Origin of the sequence: Pseudonocardia adelaidensis, from assembly GCF_039543345.1 — a bacterium.
Classification (GTDB): Bacteria; Actinomycetota; Actinomycetes; order Mycobacteriales; family Pseudonocardiaceae; genus Pseudonocardia; species Pseudonocardia adelaidensis.
Genome location: NZ_BAABJO010000003.1, coordinates 165,461 through 185,091 on the forward strand (window position 1 = coordinate 165,461; position 19,631 = coordinate 185,091).

Here is a 19,631-nt window from a genome sequence, read left to right on the forward strand (position 1 = left end):
CACGCGATCGCCGCGGGCCGTGTCCCGGCCGGGTCCGGGATGCGATCCGCGGTCAGTCCTCGCCCGCACCGACGGTCTCGTCGATCACCGCCGCCAGCCGGTCGAGCAGGGCCTCGGCCTCCCGGAGGGTGAGGATGTCGGCGCTGACGGCACGCGCCACCTCTTCCCCGAGCAGGGCGTGCAGCCGCATCGACCAGCCCGCCCGCACCACCGCTTGGGTGAACGCGAACGTCTCCGGCCTCGGGTTCTCCGGTCCCATCGCGGCCTCCTCGTTCAGCTCTCCTCGCGCTCCTCGCGAGCCGGCCGGTGCGGGTGCCGGCGCGGGGCGACCTCGTTCAGGTCCTCCTCGATCCGTCCCGGCCCGACCACGGCCGCGACGAGGAGAACTGGCAGGAGTAGACCGATCAGGAGAAGCCCTGTGGTCACGGTGTTCTCCCCCTTCGCCGTTCGACGTACGACACCGTCGCGCACCGGAACCCGCGTCTTCGTCATCCGGCACGGGTGAGTCCCCCCGCAGGGGCGTCGGGCCGGCGGTCCTCGCCGCACGCCCGCGGCGGGCGAGGCTCGAGCGGGGCCGCATCCCGAGCGTCGAGGTCTTGGACGAGGAGGCCCGACGATGAATCCGGCGGAGCGGAGATCCGAGCCGCGACTCGTCGTCGACTCCGGACGGCTCTGGTCGGGCGGGGCGGCGACCGCGGTGGTCGTGGCGCTTGTCGCACTGGTCGGCGTGCTGATCGGCGACGGTGCGCTGGACCTGGACATGACCGAGCCACCGCTGCTGCCGGTCGGCGGCTCGTTCGCGGTGAGCTACGCGATCACCGGGGCCGTGCTGGCGCTGGCCCCCACGGGACTCGCGCACCTGCTGGCCGTGACGGCACCGCGCCCACGCTCGTTCTTCGCCCGGATCGTCGGGCTCGCGACCGTGGTGGCGGTCGTCCTGCCGCTGACCAGGGGGATCCGATCGCCGGGCGAGTCGCGACCGCCATCGTCGACCTCGTCATCGGGTTGTGCATCCTCAGCCTCGTCTCGTCCCTCCTGGCGAGGACGACGCGGGGCGCGTGGGGCGGCGGGCGCCGGCGTGACCCGCGCCCCGCGGTGATCGCCGGCCGGTGCCGCGTCATCCGGTTCGGGCGATGCGGCGCCCGCGGCTCCCGCGGATGCTCGGTGCGACGACGGCCAGGAGGAGCCATGAGCGCAGGCGCGGCTGACCAGACAGCGGCGGTGCGCGGCGTCGCGCGGATCGCGGACTCGCCCGGCCTGGTGATCGGCGCCGGCGCGCTGAGCATCCTCATCGGTGTGCTCGTGCTCGGGTGGCCGGGCGCCACGATCGTGGTCATCGCGTGGCTGTTCGCCGTGCAGCTGATCGTTGCCGGCGTCCTGCAGCTGGTGTCGGCGTTCTCGGCGGGCCGTGGACCCGGTGGGCGCATGCTGTCCGTGTTGCTCGGGGCGTTGTCCATCCTCGTCGGGCTGCTGTGCCTGCGTGCGACGCTGCAGACCGCCCTGGTGCTCGGGCTGGTGATCGGGGCGTTGTGGGTCCTGCAGGGCATTGCAGGTGTGGTGGACGCACTCGGCTCCGACCAGGGACCCGGGCGCGGCTGGGCGATCGCCTCCGGGGTTCTGTCGGTGCTCGGTGGCGCCGTCGTGCTCGTCTACCCGGGCACGAGCCTCGTCGTGCTCACCTGGTTGTTCGGCATCGTGCTCGTGGTCGTCGGCGTCCCACTCGTCGTCCAGGGCATCGCGACGCGACGCGCCGGCACCCCGCGCCCGAGCCGGCAGCAGCGGGCCCGGGCGGGGGTCGAGGCCGGGGGTGAGAAGGGCCGTACAGGGCTGTGACCAGCTGTTCGGGTCCGTCCACGACTGGCTGACGGCGGTTGCCCTGCGGGTCCTGTCGGGTACCGTGCGGACAGTGAGCGCCGCAGGTGGGCGGGCGTACACAGGGCGTCGTCCGGGGGTACCTCTGGCGAAGACGGCCGTTCCGCAGCTGTCTCGTCGGCACGTACCCCGGGCGCGGTTGCTGGCGGTGCTGGACGAGGCCGCCGCGGGCCAGGTCACGGTGGTGACCGCACCCGCCGGGTACGGCAAGACGCTGCTGCTGGCGGAGTGGGCGGCCCGGCGTCCGGAGCAGACGGCCTGGGTGTCCCTCGACGACGACGACTCGGACGACCGTCGGTTCTGGTCCGCGGTGCTCGCGTCCCTGGGCTCGTGCGCTGCGGTTCCGGCCGGCAACCCCCTGCACGCCCTCATCGTTCCCGGACGTCCCAGCCGGGACCCGGTGTTCCTGGCTGCGGTCGTGGACGCGATCGCCGCCCTGCCGGGTCCGGTCCGGCTCGTCCTGGACGACATCCACGAGCTGACCGCGCCCGACCCGCTGCACGGGCTGGCCGCGCTCGTGCGCGACCGTCCGGCCGCGCTGCACCTCGTCCTGTCCGGCCGCGCCGAGCCACCGGTGCCGTTGGGCCGGATGCGGTTGGCGGGTCAGCTCCGCGAGATCCGGGCCGACCTGCTGCGCTTCTCGGTGCCCGAGGCGGCCGAGATGCTGGTCGCGGCGGACACCCCGGTCAGCCCGGACCAGTTGCGGCTGCTGGTCGAGCAGACCGAGGGCTGGGCTGCCGGGCTGCGGCTGGCGGCGCTCTCGCTGCGGGAGGTCGCCGACCCGGACCGGTTCCTGACCGACCTGGTCGGCAACGGCCGAGCGGTCTCCGACTACCTGGTGGGTGAGATCCTCTCGCGGCTCCCCGTGGGCACCCGTGAGCTCCTGGGCGCGGTGAGCATCTGCAGCGAGCTCTCCGCCCCGCTCGCCGTGGCGCTGTCGGGCCGGGCGGACGCCGGCGAGGTGCTCGACTCCCTGGAGCGGGAGACGGGGCTCGTGCTCAGCATGGGGGAGGGGCGCACCTGGTACCGGCTGCATCGCCTGCTGCGCTCGCACCTGCGCGCCGATCTGCGGCGGCAGCGCCCGGACGCGATGGTCCGGCTCTACGGACGGGCCGCGGACTGGTTTGCTGCCGAGGGGCAGCCCGCGGCGGCCCTCACCTACGCCCGCCGGGGCGGGGCTCCGGACCGGGTCGTGCGACTGCTGCGCGAGCACGCGACGACCCTCATCGCGGCCGGCGAGCACGAGTTGGTGCGTACCGCGCTCGACTGGCTGGGCGCTCCGTTCCGCGGAGATCCGTGGCTCGCACTGGTCGCGGCGCTCGTCGCCACGGAGGGCGGAGCGCTCGCCCAGGCCGACGCCCACATCGCCCGGGCCGTCGCCGCGTGGCCGTCCGACCCGGCACCCGAGCTGGTCGCGCTCCGCGGGCTCGTCCGGTCGCGGCGGGTCATCGTCGCGGGCGATCCGGATGACACGCCGGGCGAGACCGGGTCCCAGGCGGCGGAGGAGCTGGGGCTCGGGCCGATGGCGATGCTGCACCGGGGCATCGGGAGCCTCGGCGAGGGGCGCCCCGACGAGGCCCGCGACATCGTCGGGTCCGCGCTCGGACGGGCCCGCCAGCAGCACCACGGCTATCTCGCCGCGCTCGGGCTCACGCTGCTCGCCGTGATCGCCGGGATGGAGGGCGACTACCGGCGGATGACGGAGCTCGCCGAGGCCGCGGACGCGGAGCCGGGCAACCCGGCGTGGCCGGCGACGATCGGTGCGGGGTGGTCGTCGACGATGCGGGCGTACGGAGCGCTCCTGCGTGCGGACCCCGCCGAGTGCCTCGATCTGGTGGCGGCCGACGAGACCGGCCCGGAGCGGTCGCTGCCGGAGTACTCCGACGACCTGCTCGTGCTGCGCACCGCCCTGCGCGGGGCCGCCCTGTTCGACCTGGGCCGCACGGGCGAGGGGCTGGACGGGCTCCGCGATGCACAGCTCGTCGCCGCGGGACGTCCCGGTTCGCCCGAGGTCACCGCGACCGTCGCCGTGCTCGTCCACCGCGCCACCACGCTCCTCGGGCGCACCGACCTCGCGCGCGCCGCGCTGAGCCGGGCCGAGAACGGCCTCCGCGGATCCGGAGAGGTGGGGTACCTGCGAGCCCGGCACCAGGCGGCGATCGGCCGCTACCGCGCGGCGAGCGAGACGCTGGCGCCCCTGCTCGACGGCTCGGTGCCGTTCGTGCTGCCGTGGATCCAGGTCGAGGCGCGGGTGCTGGAGTGCCAGCTCGCGCTCCGTCTCGAACGCCGCCCGGAGGCGCGCCGGGCGCTGGACGACGCCCTGTCGCTGACTGCGGCGATGGACGTCCTGCGACCGCTGGCGTCGAGCCCCCCGGAGGTCATCGACCTGCTGACCCGCCACGTGGGGAGCTTCGGTGCCGAGGAGCCGACCACGGCCCGGGTGCTCGCGGCGCGGCGCACGCTCGGTGCGCAACCCGTGCCGCTCACGGATCGTGAGCGGGCGGTGCTGAGCCTGCTGCCCACGCAGCGGTCGTTCGAGGAGATCGCCGTCGACCTCACCGTCTCGCACAGCACGGTCAAGACCCATGTTCGCGCGATCTACAGCAAGTTCGGCGTCAGCAGCCGGCGCGACGCCGTGGCCAGCGCCCGCCTGCACGGCATCCTCTCGAGCGACGCCTGACCCGGGGCCGCCTGCCGGTCGCGCACCATCCGCCGCTGGACGGCCCAACCGGCCCCGGCGAGTGCGAGCCAGCAGACCGTGGTGATGAGCGCGTGCCAGGGCGTCTGCGGGTACCGGAGGAATCCCAGTGCCCCGGGAAAGGTCCGCGCCAGGCCGCTCAGCACCAGGCCGGCACCGCCGAGCGCACAGGCGAGGGACAACAGCCCGTGCCGGAAGCGCTGGACGGCGAACCCGATGATGAACCCCGATGCGGCCACGAACAGCACGGAGAGGACGACGTTCCCGTCCTGTTGGAGCAACCCGAACAGCTTCGCGCCGATCACGGCCCCGCAGATCGCGCCGACGAAGAAAAGCGCCGTGCGGAACAGGACGACGACCAGCACGCCACCGCGAGGTGCAGCGATCGGACCCCGAGGAAGCACAGCACGAGGCCGATGACCAGGACGCCCAGCCCGCTGCCGTCCATGTCGGTTCTCCTCCTCGGACCCACCGGTCGGGTGGCCTCGACGAGCACGGGCGCCGAGCTCCTGGTTCGTCCTCATCCGCCGCGGATGACGCGGGAACCCGCACGTGGAGCGGGTCGAAAGGCCCTGGCTCGGCCGGTCAGCATTACTGACACTTCACCCGCAGCGGACGATGACGCAGGTCACACGGGCCGCCACGGTGGGTGGGTGACGGCGACCGGATCGGGAAGGCGGCTGGTGCCACAGCCGAAGATCCAGCTTCCACGGGTCTCGACGACCGTCCTCGACAGGGCCCGACTGCTCGCCGCGGTGGGCGGCGGGGGTGATCCGAACGAACCCGGCGAGCCGGGTGTCGTCGTCGAGGTGTGCGCGCCAGCGGGCTACGGCAAGACGACCCTGCTCGCCGCCTACGCGCGTGCGCTGCGGGACGGAGGGCATCCGGTCGGCTGGGTGACCTGCGATCGCCACGATGCGGATCCCGTTCTGCTGTGGAACGCGATCCTCGCCGCCCTTTCGGGCGCCGCACCACACCCGGCCACCGCGCAGGACCCGTTCGCCGCGCTGGAGCCCCCGCGAACGATGGATCCGGCGTTCCTGGCCGAGTTCGTCGAAGCGATCGACGCCGACGGCACCCCGATCACCCTCGTGCTCGACGACGTGCACGAGCTGACCGATGCCCGGACGTTGAGCGGCCTGTCGGACCTGCTGCGGAACCTGCCGGACCAGCTCCGGCTGATGATCGGGAGCCGGCGCGACCCCGGCATCCCCCTGCACCGGCTGCAGCTCGAGGACCGGCTGCGGCAGATCCGCGCCGACGAGCTGGCGTTCACCCGCGCCGAGACCGGTGCGGTGCTGTCGGCGCAGGGCGTCGATCTCGGCGAGGACGATCTCACGCTGCTGTGGCAACGCACCGAGGGCTGGCCGGCGGCGGTGCGCCTGGCGTCACTGGCGCTCGCGGAGGAGGGTGAACCGTCGCGGTTCGTCGCCAACTTCGCGGGCGACGACCGCGCGGTGGCCGTGTACCTCGTCGCGGAGATCCTGGACCGGCAACCCGAGGACGTGCAGCAGTTCCTGCTCGACACGTGCGTCGCCGAGGACCTGACCGCCGACCTCGCGGCGGTCCTGTCCCGGCGGGAGGACGCGGGCGCGCTGCTGGAGCGGCTGGAGCAGGCGAACGCGCTGGTGCACCGCCTCGGCCGGGTGGGCCAGTGGTACCGCTATCACGCCCTGCTGCGCACCTACCTGCTCGGGGAGCTGCGCCGACGGGGCCAGGCGGCGGCGCGTGCGCGTCACCGGCAGGCCGCGGAGTGGTACGCCGAGGCGGGCCAGGCCGAGCCCGCCCTCGAGCACGCCGTGGCGGCGGGCGAGGACACGATGGTGCGTGTCCTCCTCTCGCGCTACGGGCTTCGGCTGCTGTTGTCCGGTGGTGGGCGCCGCCTGCGCGGCACACTGGCCGGCTGCTCACCCGAGGTGCTCGACACCCCCGAGGTGGGGCTCCTCGTGGCGACCGCTGCATTGGAGGCCGGTGACCTGGTCGGCGGCGAGGAGATGCTCGCGCGGGTGCCGGCGGTCGTCCACACCCGCGGGAGCCACCGGGTCCGCAGGCTCCGGGATGTGGCGCTGCTCTACCGTGCCCGCCTGCGCGCCGACCCCACCGTGCTCGACACCGTGCTCGGGACCATGATCGACGATGTCTTCGACACGGATCCTCCGCCGGCCGTCGAGGCGGCCGGTCCCGACGACGCGGAGCTCGAGCTGCTGTTGCTCGCCAACCGGGGCACGGTGCGGATCCCCGCCGGGGACTACGAGCGGGCCCACGCGGACCTGCTGGCCGCGCTCGAGCTGAGCCGCCGCCACGGCTACGACCACCTCACGCTGGACTGCCTGAACCAGCTCGCCGGGGCGGCGACGGGCCGGTGCATGGTCGACGAGTCCCGCCGGTGGGCGGAGGAGGCGATCGCCTTCGCCGCCGAGCGCGGGTGGGCGTCGTCGCCTCGGCTGGCGTACTCCCACCTGATCGCCGCCTGGTGCGCGCATCTGATGCTGGACATGGAGGAGGCGACGCGCCGGGCCTCGGTCTCGGTGGCCGTGCTCCAGAGTGGTGCGACCGTCGAGCCCGAGGTCGAGGGCGCGGCCCGGTCCGGGGAGGCGGTCATCGCGTTCGACCGATACCCGCAGCGTCATGAGGCCCTGCAGCGGATGCGATGGCTGTGGCACCACATCCCGGACAGCAACCCGTCACCGGCACTGATCGCGTACGCCGAGCTCGCCGAGCTGCGGATGAGCCTCGCGCTCGGTGAGCGGGGACAGGCCGTGGCCGTGGTCGCGCGGGTGGACGAGCTGCTGCCCGAGACCGGTGAGACGAACGTGCTGCGCGCGCTCGTCGCGCTCGACCGGCACCGCCACGAGCAGGTGAGAGCCGCGATCGCCCCCGTCCTGTCCGGCGAGCGCCCCGTGACCGTCGTGACCACCGAGATGACGGCGTGGCTGGTCGAGGCGCTCGCCACCGCCCACGCCGAGATGCCCGAGGCCGCGCACCGGGCCGTCCTGCGCGCCCTCGAGATCGGCGTGCACAACCGGGTGATGCGGCCGTTCTACGACCTCGGCGAACCGGTGCGTGAGCTGCTGACCGCGACGGTCGGACGCGCCGGGTGGCTGGAACCCTTCCTGAGCGACCTGCTCGGCGCGTGGACGGCGGCCCAGGAATGGCAGGACGCCTCCGTCGGCGGCACGGCCGTGGCCGGGGAGTCCGGCCATCGATCCGTCGCACTCGCGGTGCCGCTCACCGCCCGCGAGATGGAGCTGCTGCGCGACCTGCCCTCGATGCTGACCGCGGAGGAGATCGCGGTCCGGCACACGGTCAGCGTGAACACCGTCAAGACCCATCTCCGGTCGCTCTACCGCAAGCTCGGCGCACCCAACCGGCGCGAGGCCGTCGCCGCGGGACGCCGGCTCTGCCTGCTGTAGAGCACGCCGAAGAACCGGGACCTACCGCGCGCCGCCCGCGCGGGCACCGACCGACTCATCCCCTGTGAGTGATGGGCGGGAGCGGTCCGCCGGGTTTCACCGACCTGCGGATCTGCCCGGATCTTCCCGGGCGAGCGGACGCACCGGAGGTAGGGGTGGCGGGATTCGACTCGGACTTCACGGGCACCATCGACCTCGACGTGCGCGGCTCGGTCCCGGCCCGAACGAGGAGTCGATCGGCACCACCAGGCTGTACGTCGATGGCGGTTCCCGCGACCTCCCGGTCCCGCGGCAGTGACGAGCGCGGCGTCATCCGCGACGGGTGACGCGCGACCACCCGCTCGTCGCCCAACCTCGTGGTGCGGAACGTCCGACGTCCGACGGGAGGTTCGGATGCGCTACGAGTTCACCGTGGCGGTGCGACTGCCCGAGGCCGCGATCGCCGCATTTCCCGAGCTGCAGGTCGCCCGCGCGTCGGGCAAGGGCACGACCTTGTACGGGCCGGTGACCGACCGGGCCCACCTCGACGGGCTGCTCGCGAGATTCGGCGATCTCGGGCTCGAGGTCGTCGACATGCACCGGCTGCCCGACTGACACCGAAGGAGACGACGTGGCCACCTCGCCCGGTCGGGGCTGGGGTCTCATGGGGTGCCCTCCTCGGCCGCGGATTCAGCCGTCGGCATCGCGGACGAGGATGGCGATCTGAACCCGGTTGTCGACCGCGAGCTTCGCGAACACGTTGCCGGCCTGTGCTTTTGACCGTCGCGACGCCGACGTGGAGGTGCCAGGCGATCTCGGCGTTCGACATGCCTTCCGCTATGGCGTTCGCCGTGTCGAGTTCACGTTGAGTGAGGAGGGCGAGCTTGCGGCGCGCCGATTCGCGCGCCGTCCTGCGCGTGTCGGACGGGTGGGGACCGGTGGCCGCGGCGATCACCCGTGAGGTGGCGGCCGGTGAGAGCACCGGTTTCCCGTCGGCGACCGACCGGATCGCGCCGAGGAGATCCGGTGGAGGGGTGTGGCAGGCGGATTCCACTTCCTGGTCGACTTCCTGGTCGACATCGGTCTGCTCGTCCTCGGTGACGAGGAGACCGGCAGTACCGGCCCGATGGTCGCCTTCGGCATCGCCCGCAGCCAGGGGCTGCTCATCGACGTCGACCACGCGACACTGGGTCGCGTGCAGCTCCCGGGAACGGCGCGGTGATGATCCGCAGCAGCCTGCGCGCCCGCGACCTGATCGAGCTCGTCCTCGGCGGCACCTTCGTCAGCTGGGACACACCCGTCGACCTCGCCGGCCTCGACCCGGAGTACGCGGCGCAGCTCGTGGCGGCACGGGAACGGGCGGGCACCGACGAGGCCGTCGTGACCGGCGCAGGCACGATCGACGGCACCGCCGTCGCGGTGATCGCCAGCGAGTTCGCGTTCCTCGCCGGTTCGATCGGCCGGGCCACCGCCCACCGGATCGTCACGGCGGTCCACCGGGCCACCCGGGAACGCCTCCCCCTGCTCGTCGCCACGTGCTCCGGTGGCACCCGCATGCAGGAGGGCACGCCCGCGTTCGTCGAGATGATCTCGATCTCGAAGGCCATCGTGGCGCACCGGGCCGCGGGCCTGCCCTACCTCGTCTACCTGCGCAACCCGACGACGGGCGGGGTCTTCGCGTCATGGGGGTCGCTGGGGCACGTGACGGTCGCCGAGCCCGGCGCGCTCATCGGCTTCCTCGGCCCGCGCATCGTCGAGGCGGTCACCGGTGCGCCGTTCCCGAGCGGGGTCCAGGTCGCCGAGAACCTCGTCAGGAAGGGCGTCATCGACGGCGTCGTGGCCCCCGATGAGCTGGCCGGTGTCGCGCGTCGCGTGCTGCGGCTCCTCACGCCCCACACCGCGTCGGGCGCCGCGGTCGAACCCGCTCCTCCTGCTCCTCCTGCGACGCGGACGACGTCGACCTGGGAGTCCGTGCTGCTCACCCGCCGCCCGGACCGCCCTGGCGTCCGGGACCTGCTGCGGCTCGGCGCCGACGACGTCATCCCGCTCAGCGGTACCGGCGACGGTCAGCGCGACGCCGGGCTGCTGCTCGCGCTCACCGCGTTCGACGGCGTGCCCTGCGTGCTGGTGGGACAGGACCGCCGCCACCAGACGCCGGACCGGCCGCTGGGACCGACCGCGCTCCGGGAGGCGCGCCGGGGCATGCGGCTGGCGGAGGAACTGCGCCTCCCGCTCGTCGCCGTGATCGACACGCCGGGTGCCGCGCTCTCCCCGCAGGCCGAGGAGGGCGCGCTCGCCGGGGAGATCGCGCGCTGCCTCGCCGACATGTCCAGCCTGTCGGTGCCCTCGGTGTCGGTGCTGCTCGGGCAGGGCAGCGGGGGAGCCGCGCTGGCCCTGCTGCCGGCCGACCGGGTGATCGCCGCTGAGCACGCGTGGCTGTCCCCGCTGCCCCCGGAGGGCGCGAGCGCGATCGTCCACCACGACACCGCCCACGCGTCGCTCATGGCGGAGCGGCAGAAGGTGAGCGCGTTCGACCTGCTCGACGCGGGCATCGTGCACGTACTGGTGCCGGAACGGCCCGCGGCCCACGAGGACCCCCGGGCATTCGTGCGCACCGTGCTCGCGGCCTGCGTCGCCGCGATCCGGGACGTGACGAGAACGGGACGGGCCTGAGGCGGTCGCCGGCCGGGGAGCCGGTCACACGACGGATCAGACCACGCCCGCGGCCACCGCCAGGTCCTCCCAGGACATGCCGACGCTCTTGAAGACGTTCGGCCGGTCCTCGCACCGGGTGACCTCGCCCCGGACCAGCGCGGCGAGCCCGACCAGCGCGTGCGGCTCGAGCCGGCCCGCGGCCACCGCCTGCACGACGTCGCCCGCCTCCCGCAGCGCCGCATCCGGATCCTCGACCACCACGAGCGAGCGGCCCAGCAGGCCGGCGTCCAGCTCCCTGCGGTCCGGTTCGTGCGAGCCGACCGCGACCACGCAGGCGCCGTCGCGGACCAGCCCGCCGTCGAAGAGCGGGTCGGCCGCCGACGTCGCGCACACCACGACGTCGGCGCGCGCCACGTCCGCGACCGCGCCCGTCTCGGCCGCCACGCCGCGCTCGGTCAGCTCCGCCACCGCGGCGGCCACCTTCCCGGCCGACCGTCCCACGATCCGCACGTGCGCGAAGCGGCGGACGTCGGCGAGCGCGACCACGTGCTCGACCGCCTGCGGCCCGCTGCCGAACACCAGCAGCTCGGCGGCTTCCGGCGGGGCCAGGCGATCTGCCGCCACCGCGGAGACCGCCGGAGTGCGCAGCGAGGTGAGGCCGACGCCGTCCACGACCGCGCGCGGGGTCAGCGTCTGCGCGTCCATCAGCACGTAGACGGCCTGGATGCGGGGCAGCCCGCGACGCGGGTTGTCCGGCGCCACGGAGGCGACCTTCACCCCGACCCAGTCACCCAGCCCCGACGGCATCAGCAGCAGGTGACCGGCACCCGCCGGCGTGTTGACCCGCGCCGGGTCGGCCGCGGGGTCGAAGCCCGCTGCGAGCGCCGCCTCGACCAGCTGCCGCGCCCGCCGGGGCGACACCCGGTCCCGGAGCTCCCCGGCCGAGTACACGCGGGGGCCCGCCGGTCCCTCGGTCACCGCGTCAGCATGTCACACGTGATCCACGATCTCGGACGTTCCGGGCTCCACCGCGCCCGGGTACCAGGGACGCACGATCGAGGCTCGCTTGAGCGTGCGCAGCCCCAGCGTCACGTCGACGTCCCGGATGCCGGCGATGCCCCCGAGCGTGCCGGTCAGGAAGCGGTGCAGGTCGCGGTACTCCGCCACCGCCACCTCCCCGCACATGGTGTGCTCACCCGCCGTCGCGCAGAGCAGCATCACCTCGGGGTGGCGGATCAGCTCCTCGGCCACTGCGTCGACCCGCCGCGGGTCGACGCGGAGCCAGAGGAACGCCGTGACGGGCAGGCCCAGCGTCTCGGGCTCGACGATCGTGCGGAACCGGATCGCGCCGCTGCGGCACAGGTTCTCCACCCTGCGCCGCGCGGTGCTCTCCATGATCCCGGCGCGGCCGGCGAGCTCCCGCCAGCGTATGCGGCCGTCCTCGGCCAGCGCGGCCACCAGCACCTCGTCCACGTCAGTGAGCGGAGGGGCCAGCTCCGTGGGTTGCGCGCGGTCCCAGCGGTCGATCCGCTCGGCGCGCAGCGCGGCCACCGCCTCGGGCGCGAGGAAGCCCGGCGTCCAGCCGACGCCGGTGGTGAAGCGGCGCAGCACCACCTCGGAGCTGCTGCCGATCACCCCGTCCAGCTCGGGGAGCCGCAGCAGGGTCAGCTCCAGCAGGTCGTTGCGGTCGGCGGCGACGATCTCCAGCAGGCAGTCGGCCGCACCGGAGACCAGGGAGACGAACCGCACGCTCGGCCACCCGGTGAGCGCGTTGGCCACCCCGACCGCCTTGGCGGGCTCGCAGCGCACGCGCACGAACACCGGCACGCCGCGGCCGGTGGCCAGCACGTCCAGGGTGGCGGCGACGTGCACGAGCTCCGTGCCGAGTATCCGGGCGGCTCGCCGCGAGACCGTGGCCTCCGAGGCCTGCACGGCGCGGGCCACCGCGGGCCAGCTCGCCCGCGGATGAGCGATCAGGGCGGCGATCACGCGCCGGTCGAGCTCGTCCATGTAAGCAGCATCCCTCATCTGAGCGGCTCCGACCGATCACTTCTTGCGATTGCACGTCAAACATTGCTCATTCGCATATGTGCGACCGAGCATGGGAGTCGACCTTCCGTTCACTTCCCGCGTGGAGCCGCACATGACCCCGTCCACCACGGCCGAGCCGCGCAGCGCGCGAAGCACGCGCCGGGCGCTCGTCGGCGGCACGATCGGCAACTTCGTCGAGTGGTTCGACTGGTCGGTCTACGGCTTCTTCGCGGCCTACTTCGCCGGCCAGTTCTTCCCGGGCGGGGACGCAGCGGCGACGCTCTCGACGCTGCTGGTGTTCGCGATCAGCTTCTTCATGCGCCCGGTCGGCGCCGCGGTGCTCGGCGTCTACGCCGACCGGTACGGCCGCCGCCACGGCATGACGCTCACGATCCTGCTCATGGCGCTGGGCAGCCTGCTCATCGCGGTGGCGCCCACCTACGCGGCGGTCGGCTGGCTCGCCCCGGCGGTGCTGATCGTCGGTCGGCTGCTGCAGGGGTTCTCGACGGGCGGCGAGTTCGGGACGTCCGCGTCGTTCCTCGTCGAGTGGGCGAAGCCGGGGCGCCGCGCGTTCGCCGGGTCCTTCCAGCAGGTGTCGGTGGTGCTGGGGATCCTGTGCGCGTCGCTGTGCGCCACCGTCCTCACCCGGGTGCTCGACCACGCCGCGCTGGCCGAGTGGGGCTGGCGCGTGCCGTTCGCGCTCGGCGCGGTGATCGGGCTGATCGGCCTCTACATCCGGCGCAGGCTGGACGAGCCGGAGGCGTTCCGGCGGCTCGAGCAGGCCGGGGAGCGCGAGCACAAGCCGCTCGGGGCCATGGCCAGCGGGCACAAGCGCGGGGCGTGGTTCGTGTTCGGCATCTCGATCGCCGGCTCCGTGATCACCTACATGTGGCTCACCTACCTGCCCACCTACGCGGCGCTCACCGCGGGCGCCGATCCCGCCGACGCACAGCTGGCGAACACGATCGCGCTGGCGTTCTTCGTGGTGCTCCTCCCGTTCGCGGCGCTGTTGTCCGACCGCTTCGGGCGCAAGCCGACGATGCTCGTCTACGCGGTGGCGTTCGTGATCCTGCCGTTCCCGCTGCTGTCGATCCTCGACGCGAGCTTCACCAGCGTGCTGGTCGTGTCGCTGGTCGGGATGGCGTTCCTGTCGCTCAACCACTCCAACCTGGCCACGGTGTTCGCCGAGCTGTTCCCGCCGCAGGTGCGCACGATCGGCATCGCGCTGCCATACGCGATCTCGAACGCGCTCTTCGGCGGCACCGCCCCGAGCGTCATGCAGTTCTTCGGGGCGCGCGACAACCTGTGGGCCGTGCCGCTGTACGTCAGCGCCTGCGCGGTGGTCACCGGCCTGTTCTTCGTCTTCATGAAGGAGACGAAGGGCGTGGACACCGGCGACGTGGCGATGCGCGCATGATCACGCTCGCCAGCGACGTCGACCGCCTACCGCCCTACGAGCAGGACCTCACCACGGCACAGCGCGAGCGCGTCGAGCGGTTGCTCGCCGGCCCCGTGGTGTCGCTGCACGACCACCCGATCCGGCTGCCCGACCCGCTCACCCCGCAGACGTGGGCCGAGCAGAGCCGCGGCGGCACCGATCGGCTCGGCCACGCGGGCCTGCGCGCGTCGGGCCTCGACGTGGTGCTCGCCAGCTCGCTCGCGGAGCCCGACCAACAGCGGCTGCTGCGCTGGGCGGCCCGGCTGCGCGAGGACATCGACCCCGACGGCCCGCGGGTGCTGCTCGCGCTGGAGGACCTGGGCAGCATCGGCACCGACCTGGACGGCATCGTGGACCTGCAGGTCGCCGGCTACCGGTCCGCCGGGCTGGTCTACAACGCCGGGAACCCGCTGGGCGGCGGGCTCGGTCAGGCCCGGGACGACGGCCTGACGAGCCTGGGCCGCGAGGCCGTCGCGGTCATGAACGGGCTCGGGATGCTCGTCGACCTGTCCCACGTCGGCGACCGCACCAGCATCGACGCCGCGCGGGTCAGCAGCGCCCCCGTCGTGATCACCCACGCCGGGGCCCGCGCCTGCTGGCCGAGCCCCCGGATGAAGCCGCACGACGTGCTGCGCGCCGTCGCCGACACCGGCGGGGTGATCGGCGTCGAGGCCGCGCCGGGGTCGACCCGCGTCGACGGGCGGCCCGCGCACGACCTGGACGCCGTGATGACGCACGTCGCGTACATCGCGGAGCTGGTCGGCGTCGACCACGTCGGGCTCGGCCCCGACACCTTCTTCGGCGACCACGCCGGCCTGTACGCGGCGGCGGGCTGGTCTCCGCAGCCGGTGCCCGGTCGCGAGGACGTCCCGCTGCCCGACCACGTCGCGGGCATGGAGAACCCGGCCGAGGCGCCCCGCAACGCGGCGGGCTGGCTCGTCCGGCACGGCTGGTCCGACGACGACATCACCAAGATCCTCGGAGCCAACGCCCAGCGCGTGCTCGGCGAGGTACTGCGATGACGGAGGTACTGGGAGTGACCGGCGCCCCGGCCGGGATCCACGCCCGGATCGAGGAGGAGGTCGCCCGCCTCGCCCGGCCGTTGACCGAGCTGAGCCTCGACCTGCACGCCAACCCCGAGCTGGCCATGCAGGAGAAGCACGCCGTCCGACGGCTGACCGGGCTGCTGCGCGACGACTTCGCGGTGGAGGAGGGGGTCGGCGGGCTGCCGACCGCCTTCCGCGCCTCCGCGGGCGCGGGCTCGCCCGTCGTGGCGTTCCTCTGCGAGTACGACGCGCTGCCCGGCATCGGGCACGGCTGCGGGCACAACCTCATCGCCGCGGGGGGCGCCGGTGCGGCGCTCGCGCTGCGCAGGGCCGCGCCGGAGCTGGCGGGCACCGTCCTGTGCATCGGCACGCCCGCCGAGGAGGGCGGCGGCGGCAAGGTGCTGCTGCTCGACGCGGGCGTGTTCGACGGTGTCGACGCCGCGCTGATGTTCCACCCCGGTGACACGACGATGCCGATCCGGCACGCCACCGCCACCCGTCCGTTGGTCGTGGAGTTCCACGGGAAGGCGGCCCACGCGGCCGCGACGCCCCACGAGGGCCGCAGCGCGCTCGCGGCGATGATCCAGTTCTTCGTCGGGGTCGACGCGCTGCGCCAGTTCGTGCCGGAGACCAGCCGGATGCACGGGGTCATCACGCACGGTGGTGAGGCGCCCAACGTCGTTCCGGCCTACACCAGGGCGGCGTTCATGGTCCGGGCGCTGACCGGCGACGTCGTGGAGGACCTCGCGGAGCGGGTCGAGGCGGTCGCCGAGGGGGCGGCCCGCGCCACCGGCACCACCGTGACGATCACCCGCGGGATCGCCTACGCCGAGCGCAAGAACAACCACGTGATCGCCGGCCGGGTCGCGGACCACCTGCGCCGCCAGGGCGTACCGGTCGAGCAGCCGGTGCTGCGCGGCGGCACCGGCTCGTCCGACATCGGCAACGTGAGCCTCGTGCTGCCGACCGTCCACCCGTACCTGCAGGTGATGGACCGCGGCACCCCCACCCACTCCGAGGCGATGGCCGACGCGGTCGCCCGGCCCCGCGCGCAGGAGGCGATGCTGCGGATGGCAGCCGCGCTGGCCTGCGCGGGTGCCGACCTGCTCGCCGACCCGGAGCTGTTCGCCGCCGCGCGCGCCGAGTTCGCGACCCGCGGCCCGGACCTGCCGCAATGACGCCCCTCGACGTCACGGACGTGGTCGCGGTGCGGCGCGACCTGCACGCCCACCCCGAGCTCGGCTTCACCGAGATCCGCACCGCCGCGCGCGTCGAGACGGCGTTGCGGGAGCTCGGCTGGCGGGTCCGCTCCGGCGCCGACGTCGTCGACCCCGCCGGGCATCCCGGGCTGCCGCCCGCCGCGGTGCTCGACGCGGCCGCCGAGCGCGCACGGGCCGAAGGCGTCCCCGCCGACCAGGTGGCGCGGCTGTCCGGGGGTCGCACCGCCGTGGTCGCCGACCTCGACGGCGAGCGGCCGGGCCCGCGCATCGCCCTCCGCTTCGACATGGACGCCCTGCCCATCGCCGAGGTCGACGACCCGGGGCACGTCCCGTCCCGGGACGGGTTCGCCTCCCGCCACCCGGGCGTGATGCACGCCTGCGGCCACGACGGGCACGTCGCGGTCGGGCTCGCGCTGGCGGCCGCCCTGTCCTCCCGCGACTTCCCGGGCAGCGTCCGGCTGCTGTTCCAGCCCGCGGAGGAGGGGGTGCGTGGCGCCGAACCGATGGTGGCGGCCGGGGTCACCGGGGGCGTCGACGTGCTGGTGGCGGCCCACCTCGCGTTCGGGCTGCCCAGCGGCGTGCTCGCGCCGTCGGCCACCGAGCTGATCGCCACCTCGAAACACCTCGCCCGGTTCACCGGCCGCCAGGCCCACGCGGCCAAGGCGCCGGAGCAGGGCCGCAACGCGCTGCTCGCCGCGGCCACGGCCGCGCTGAACCTGCACGCGCTCCCGCCGTTCGCCGGCGCCGTGACCAGGGTCAACGTGGGCCGGCTCGAGGCCGGCGTCGCCGCCAACGTGATCGCGGGGGCGGCCGAGCTGGCCTTCGAGACGCGCGCCGACTCGGCCGACGTCGCCGCCGAGCTCGCCCGCCGCGCCGACGTCGTCGTGAAGGCGGCCGCGCAGATGTACGAGACCGGCGTCGACCTGGTGCGCACGGGCCACGCCACGGCCGCGCACACGGATCCGTCGGTGGCCGCCGCGCTGACCGCGGCCGCCGATGGGCTTGCGCAGGTCCGGGCCACGCACCCCCTCGGCGCGAGTGACGACGCGAGCCTCTTGATGCGCGCGGTGCAGGAGGCGGGCGGGGTGGCCGGCTACGCGATCGTCGGATCCGACACCCCGGGGCCGCCGCACTCGCCCCGGTTCGACGTGGACGATGCGGTGCTGCCGGTGGCGGTGACCTGGTTGGAACGCGCGGTGAAGGGCGGGATCTGGTGAGCGGGCCGTACACCGTGGTCGGCGGCGGGGCGATCGGCGGGACGCTGGCGTTCCACCTCGCGCGGGCCGGCCACGACGTGCAGGTGGTGGACACGGACGCCGCGCACGTGGCGGCGATCCGGGCGCGCGGGCTCGTCATCCGCAGCGCCGACGGCAGCGAGCGCAGCGCACCCCTCGCGGCCTGCGGGCCGGACGAGGCGACCGGAAGCCTCGGCGCGGTGATCCTCGCGGTGAAGGCGCACGCCACCACACCCGCGGCACGGTGGATCGCGCCGCGGCTCGCCGGTGACGGGTACGTCGCGAGCCTGCAGAACGGCCTGTGCGAGCGGGAGATCGCGGCCGAGGTCGGCGCCTCGCGGACCGTCTCCGCGTTCGTGAACCTCTTCGCCGACCTGGTCGAGCCGGGCGTGATCGCCGATGGCGGGCCGGGCGCGCTGGTCGTCGGCGAGCTCGACGGCACGGTGAGCCCGCGGGTGCGCGCGCTCGTCGCCGACCTGCAGGCGTGGGGCCCCGCGGTGGCGAGCGGGAACGTCGCGGGCTTCCTGTGGTCCAAGCTCGCCTACGGCATCGTCGGCGCCGCGAGCGCCGCCGTCGACGACCCGATCTTCGCCACGATCGAGGCCTTCCCCGACCTGACCGTCGCACTGGCCAGGGAGGTGTACGCGGTCGCGGCGGCGCAGGGCATCGCCCCGGAGTCCTTCGACGCGTGGGAGGCCGACGCCTTCCGCTCCGACGCCCCGCCGGAGCGCACCCGCGCCGCGCTCGCGCGGTTCTGCGCCTGGCTGCGCACGCAGCCGAAGACCCGGACGGGGATATGGCGCGACATCGCGGTGCGGCACCGGCCCACCGAGGTGCCCGCGCAGTACGGTCCGGTGCTCGAGGTGGCCGCCGCGCACGGGATCGCCTGCCCGGGGATCGGGGCGGTGCTCGCGATGATCGGCGCGCTGGAGCGCGGCAGGCCGCGCCGCCGCGACAACCTCGTCGAGCTCGACGAGGCGATCCGCAACGGAAGGAACGGCTCGTGAGACGGCACGTACTGGTCACCGGCGCGGCCGGGGGTCTGGGCAGCGCGATCGCAGCGAGGTTCGCCGCGGCCGGCGACCGGATCACCGGCGTCGACCTCAGGGAAGTGCCGCTGCGCGCGAGCGTCGACGCGCTCGCCTCGGCGCACGGTGTGGCCGTCGACGCCATCCCCGCCGACCTCTCCGACCCCGGGGCCGGAACCGTCGTCGACCGCGCGTGGGAGCGCTCCGGCCCGGTCGACGTGCTCGTGAACGCCGCGGGCATCTGGCCGGCCACCCCGTTGCTCGACATGACCGCAGCGATGTGGGACCACGTGCTGGCGATCAACACGAGGGCCCCGATGCTCACCACCGTGGCCTTGGGGCGGCTGGCGGTCGCCGCCGGGCGGCCCGCGAGCGTCGTGAACATCGCCTCGGGCGCGGCGATCCGCGCGCGACCGGGCGCGGCGCACTACTGCACGTCCAAGGCGGCGCTGGAGATGCTCACCCGGGCCTGCGCCGTCGAGCTCGGCGGCCACGGCATCCGGGTCAACGCGGTGTCGCCCGGTTACGTCGCCGGCAGCAGCCAGGAGGTCAACCCGGTCACCGAGGAGTACACGGCGGCCGTCTCCGGCAACGTGCTCGGCCGGATCGGGCAGCCCGACGACGTCGCGGGTGCGGTGTTCTTCCTCGCGTCGCCGGACGCGGCCTGGACCACCGGCGCCGTGCTGCGCGTGGACGGCGGCTCCTCCGCGGGCAACCCCGCGCTGCCCGTGCACTGGGCCGGGACCACCGAGGCGCAGTCACCGCGGTGACCCCCTCAGGGTGGCCACGGCGAGCGTCCCGCCCACCCCGGGGATGATGCTGAACAGCGTCGGGAGGCTCAACGGCCGTGCCCGCATGGCCGTGCCGATGATCACCGCGACGTAGGTGCAGCCGTGCAACGGTCCGAGGATCGACGCCACGACCGGGACGTGCACGGTGGCGAGGTTGACCAGGAGCACCAGCAGCGAGCCGAGCTCGGTCGCGGCGAGCAGGGTCAGCAGCCGTGTGCTCACGCC

At 74.3% G+C, this 19,631-nt stretch carries 19 protein-coding genes; 13 read left to right on the top strand and 6 right to left on the bottom strand.

Features of this window, described 5'->3' with window-relative positions:
• Nucleotides 1-52: 52 nt before the first annotated feature.
• Together ABEA81_RS04570 and ABEA81_RS04575 are read right to left on the bottom strand one after the other, a co-directional pair.
• Nucleotides 53-259: a hypothetical protein gene (locus ABEA81_RS04570; protein ID WP_345603487.1), complete on the bottom strand. Its 207-nt coding sequence runs from the start codon at nt 257-259 to the stop codon at nt 53-55.
• A gap of 14 nt (nt 260-273) precedes the next feature.
• Nucleotides 274-426 carry a hypothetical protein gene (locus ABEA81_RS04575; RefSeq protein ID WP_345603489.1) on the bottom strand — a complete coding sequence of 51 codons (153 nt, stop codon included), beginning with the start codon at nt 424-426 and terminating at the stop codon, nt 274-276.
• Between the two features lie 190 nt (nt 427-616).
• Here ABEA81_RS04575 and ABEA81_RS04580 point away from each other — a divergent pair, with 190 nt between their 5' ends.
• The 3 genes from ABEA81_RS04580 (at nt 617) to ABEA81_RS04590 (ending at nt 4,552) form a co-directional block, all read left to right on the top strand.
• On the top strand, nt 617-1,099 hold the full coding sequence (locus ABEA81_RS04580; RefSeq protein WP_345603490.1) for a DUF6069 family protein: 483 nt from the start codon (nt 617-619) through the stop codon (nt 1,097-1,099).
• An 89-nt stretch (nt 1,100-1,188) separates the two neighbouring features.
• The gene (locus ABEA81_RS04585; RefSeq protein ID WP_345603491.1) at nt 1,189-1,833 is read left to right on the top strand and encodes an HdeD family acid-resistance protein; all 645 of its coding nucleotides are present in this window, start codon (nt 1,189-1,191) and stop codon (nt 1,831-1,833) included.
• Nucleotides 1,834-2,020: 187 nt separating this feature from the next.
• Nucleotides 2,021-4,552, top strand: coding sequence for a LuxR C-terminal-related transcriptional regulator (locus ABEA81_RS04590; RefSeq protein WP_345603720.1), 2,532 nt, complete (start codon nt 2,021-2,023; stop codon nt 4,550-4,552).
• On the opposite strand, the gene ABEA81_RS04595 is transcribed toward ABEA81_RS04590, so the two are convergent.
• Nucleotides 4,471-4,935, bottom strand: a complete 465-nt coding sequence (locus tag ABEA81_RS04595) for a hypothetical protein (protein ID WP_345603492.1) — start codon at nt 4,933-4,935, stop codon at nt 4,471-4,473. The two genes, ABEA81_RS04590 and ABEA81_RS04595, sit on opposite strands and share 82 nt — an antisense overlap.
• A 288-nt stretch (nt 4,936-5,223) precedes the next feature.
• Between ABEA81_RS04595 and ABEA81_RS04600 the strand changes: the two genes are divergently transcribed.
• The 4 genes from ABEA81_RS04600 to ABEA81_RS04615 all read left to right on the top strand — a co-directional run bounded on the left by ABEA81_RS04600 (nt 5,224) and on the right by ABEA81_RS04615 (nt 10,635).
• Entirely contained in the window at nt 5,224-7,983 is a 2,760-nt protein-coding gene (locus ABEA81_RS04600) for a LuxR C-terminal-related transcriptional regulator (RefSeq protein ID WP_345603493.1), read from the top strand.
• A 393-nt stretch (nt 7,984-8,376) separates the two neighbouring features.
• Entirely contained in the window at nt 8,377-8,577 is a 201-nt protein-coding gene (locus ABEA81_RS04605) for a hypothetical protein (RefSeq protein ID WP_345603494.1), read from the top strand.
• Between the two features lie 421 nt (nt 8,578-8,998).
• On the top strand, nt 8,999-9,184 hold the full coding sequence (locus ABEA81_RS04610; RefSeq protein WP_345603495.1) for a hypothetical protein: 186 nt from the start codon (nt 8,999-9,001) through the stop codon (nt 9,182-9,184).
• Nucleotides 9,184-10,635, top strand: a complete 1,452-nt coding sequence (locus ABEA81_RS04615) for a carboxyl transferase domain-containing protein (RefSeq protein ID WP_345603496.1) — start codon at nt 9,184-9,186, stop codon at nt 10,633-10,635. The genes ABEA81_RS04610 and ABEA81_RS04615 overlap by 1 nt, the downstream gene beginning before the upstream one ends.
• A gap of 36 nt (nt 10,636-10,671) precedes the next feature.
• On the opposite strand, the gene ABEA81_RS04620 is transcribed toward ABEA81_RS04615, so the two are convergent.
• Nucleotides 10,672-11,595 carry an ornithine cyclodeaminase family protein gene (locus ABEA81_RS04620; protein ID WP_345603497.1) on the bottom strand — a complete coding sequence of 308 codons (924 nt, stop codon included), beginning with the start codon at nt 11,593-11,595 and terminating at the stop codon, nt 10,672-10,674.
• Nucleotides 11,596-11,607: 12 nt separating this feature from the next.
• Nucleotides 11,608-12,627: an Lrp/AsnC family transcriptional regulator gene (locus ABEA81_RS04625; RefSeq protein WP_345603498.1), complete on the bottom strand. Its 1,020-nt coding sequence runs from the start codon at nt 12,625-12,627 to the stop codon at nt 11,608-11,610.
• A gap of 133 nt (nt 12,628-12,760) precedes the next feature.
• On the opposite strand from ABEA81_RS04625, the gene ABEA81_RS04630 reads away from it, so the two are divergent.
• The 6 genes from ABEA81_RS04630 to ABEA81_RS04655 are packed head-to-tail and all read left to right on the top strand — an operon-like array spanning nt 12,761 to nt 19,385.
• Nucleotides 12,761-14,065 (top strand): MFS transporter, encoded by a 1,305-nt coding sequence (locus ABEA81_RS04630; protein ID WP_345603499.1) that lies wholly within the window; start codon nt 12,761-12,763, stop codon nt 14,063-14,065.
• Entirely contained in the window at nt 14,062-15,108 is a 1,047-nt protein-coding gene (locus ABEA81_RS04635; protein WP_345603500.1) for a dipeptidase, read from the top strand. The genes ABEA81_RS04630 and ABEA81_RS04635 overlap by 4 nt, the downstream gene beginning before the upstream one ends.
• A complete protein-coding gene (locus ABEA81_RS04640) occupies nt 15,105-16,310 on the top strand; it encodes an amidohydrolase (RefSeq protein ID WP_345603502.1) in 1,206 nt (401 codons plus the stop codon). The genes ABEA81_RS04635 and ABEA81_RS04640 overlap by 4 nt, the downstream gene beginning before the upstream one ends.
• On the top strand, nt 16,307-17,569 hold the full coding sequence (locus ABEA81_RS04645) for an amidohydrolase (RefSeq protein WP_345603503.1): 1,263 nt from the start codon (nt 16,307-16,309) through the stop codon (nt 17,567-17,569). Before ABEA81_RS04640 ends, ABEA81_RS04645 begins: the two co-directional genes overlap by 4 nt.
• The gene (locus ABEA81_RS04650; RefSeq protein ID WP_345603504.1) at nt 17,566-18,594 is read left to right on the top strand and encodes a ketopantoate reductase family protein; all 1,029 of its coding nucleotides are present in this window, start codon (nt 17,566-17,568) and stop codon (nt 18,592-18,594) included. Before ABEA81_RS04645 ends, ABEA81_RS04650 begins: the two co-directional genes overlap by 4 nt.
• Nucleotides 18,591-19,385 (top strand): SDR family NAD(P)-dependent oxidoreductase, encoded by a 795-nt coding sequence (locus tag ABEA81_RS04655; RefSeq protein WP_345603505.1) that lies wholly within the window; start codon nt 18,591-18,593, stop codon nt 19,383-19,385. The genes ABEA81_RS04650 and ABEA81_RS04655 overlap by 4 nt, the downstream gene beginning before the upstream one ends.
• Here the strand turns inward: ABEA81_RS04655 and ABEA81_RS04660 are convergent.
• On the bottom strand, nt 19,374-19,628 hold the full coding sequence (locus tag ABEA81_RS04660) for a hypothetical protein (RefSeq protein WP_345603507.1): 255 nt from the start codon (nt 19,626-19,628) through the stop codon (nt 19,374-19,376). The two genes, ABEA81_RS04655 and ABEA81_RS04660, sit on opposite strands and share 12 nt — an antisense overlap.
• Nucleotides 19,629-19,631: the final 3 nt, after the last annotated feature.

What these genes read in the sequence shown, in the direction of transcription:
- ABEA81_RS04585 (WP_345603491.1), top strand. Translation starts at nt 1,189, where the DNA reads ATGAGCGCAGGCGCGGCTGACCAGACAGCGGCGGTGCGCGGCGTCGCG.
- ABEA81_RS04635 (WP_345603500.1), top strand. Translation starts at nt 14,062, where the DNA reads ATGATCACGCTCGCCAGCGACGTCGACCGCCTACCGCCCTACGAGCAG.
- ABEA81_RS04630 (WP_345603499.1), top strand. Translation starts at nt 12,761, where the DNA reads ATGACCCCGTCCACCACGGCCGAGCCGCGCAGCGCGCGAAGCACGCGC.
- ABEA81_RS04615 (WP_345603496.1), top strand. Translation starts at nt 9,184, where the DNA reads ATGATCCGCAGCAGCCTGCGCGCCCGCGACCTGATCGAGCTCGTCCTC.
- ABEA81_RS04645 (WP_345603503.1), top strand. Translation starts at nt 16,307, where the DNA reads ATGACGCCCCTCGACGTCACGGACGTGGTCGCGGTGCGGCGCGACCTG.
- ABEA81_RS04580 (WP_345603490.1), top strand. Translation starts at nt 617, where the DNA reads ATGAATCCGGCGGAGCGGAGATCCGAGCCGCGACTCGTCGTCGACTCC.
- ABEA81_RS04570 (WP_345603487.1), bottom strand. Translation starts at nt 259, where the DNA reads ATGGGACCGGAGAACCCGAGGCCGGAGACGTTCGCGTTCACCCAAGCG.
- ABEA81_RS04625 (WP_345603498.1), bottom strand. Translation starts at nt 12,627, where the DNA reads ATGGACGAGCTCGACCGGCGCGTGATCGCCGCCCTGATCGCTCATCCG.
- ABEA81_RS04605 (WP_345603494.1), top strand. Translation starts at nt 8,377, where the DNA reads ATGCGCTACGAGTTCACCGTGGCGGTGCGACTGCCCGAGGCCGCGATC.
- ABEA81_RS04640 (WP_345603502.1), top strand. Translation starts at nt 15,105, where the DNA reads ATGACGGAGGTACTGGGAGTGACCGGCGCCCCGGCCGGGATCCACGCC.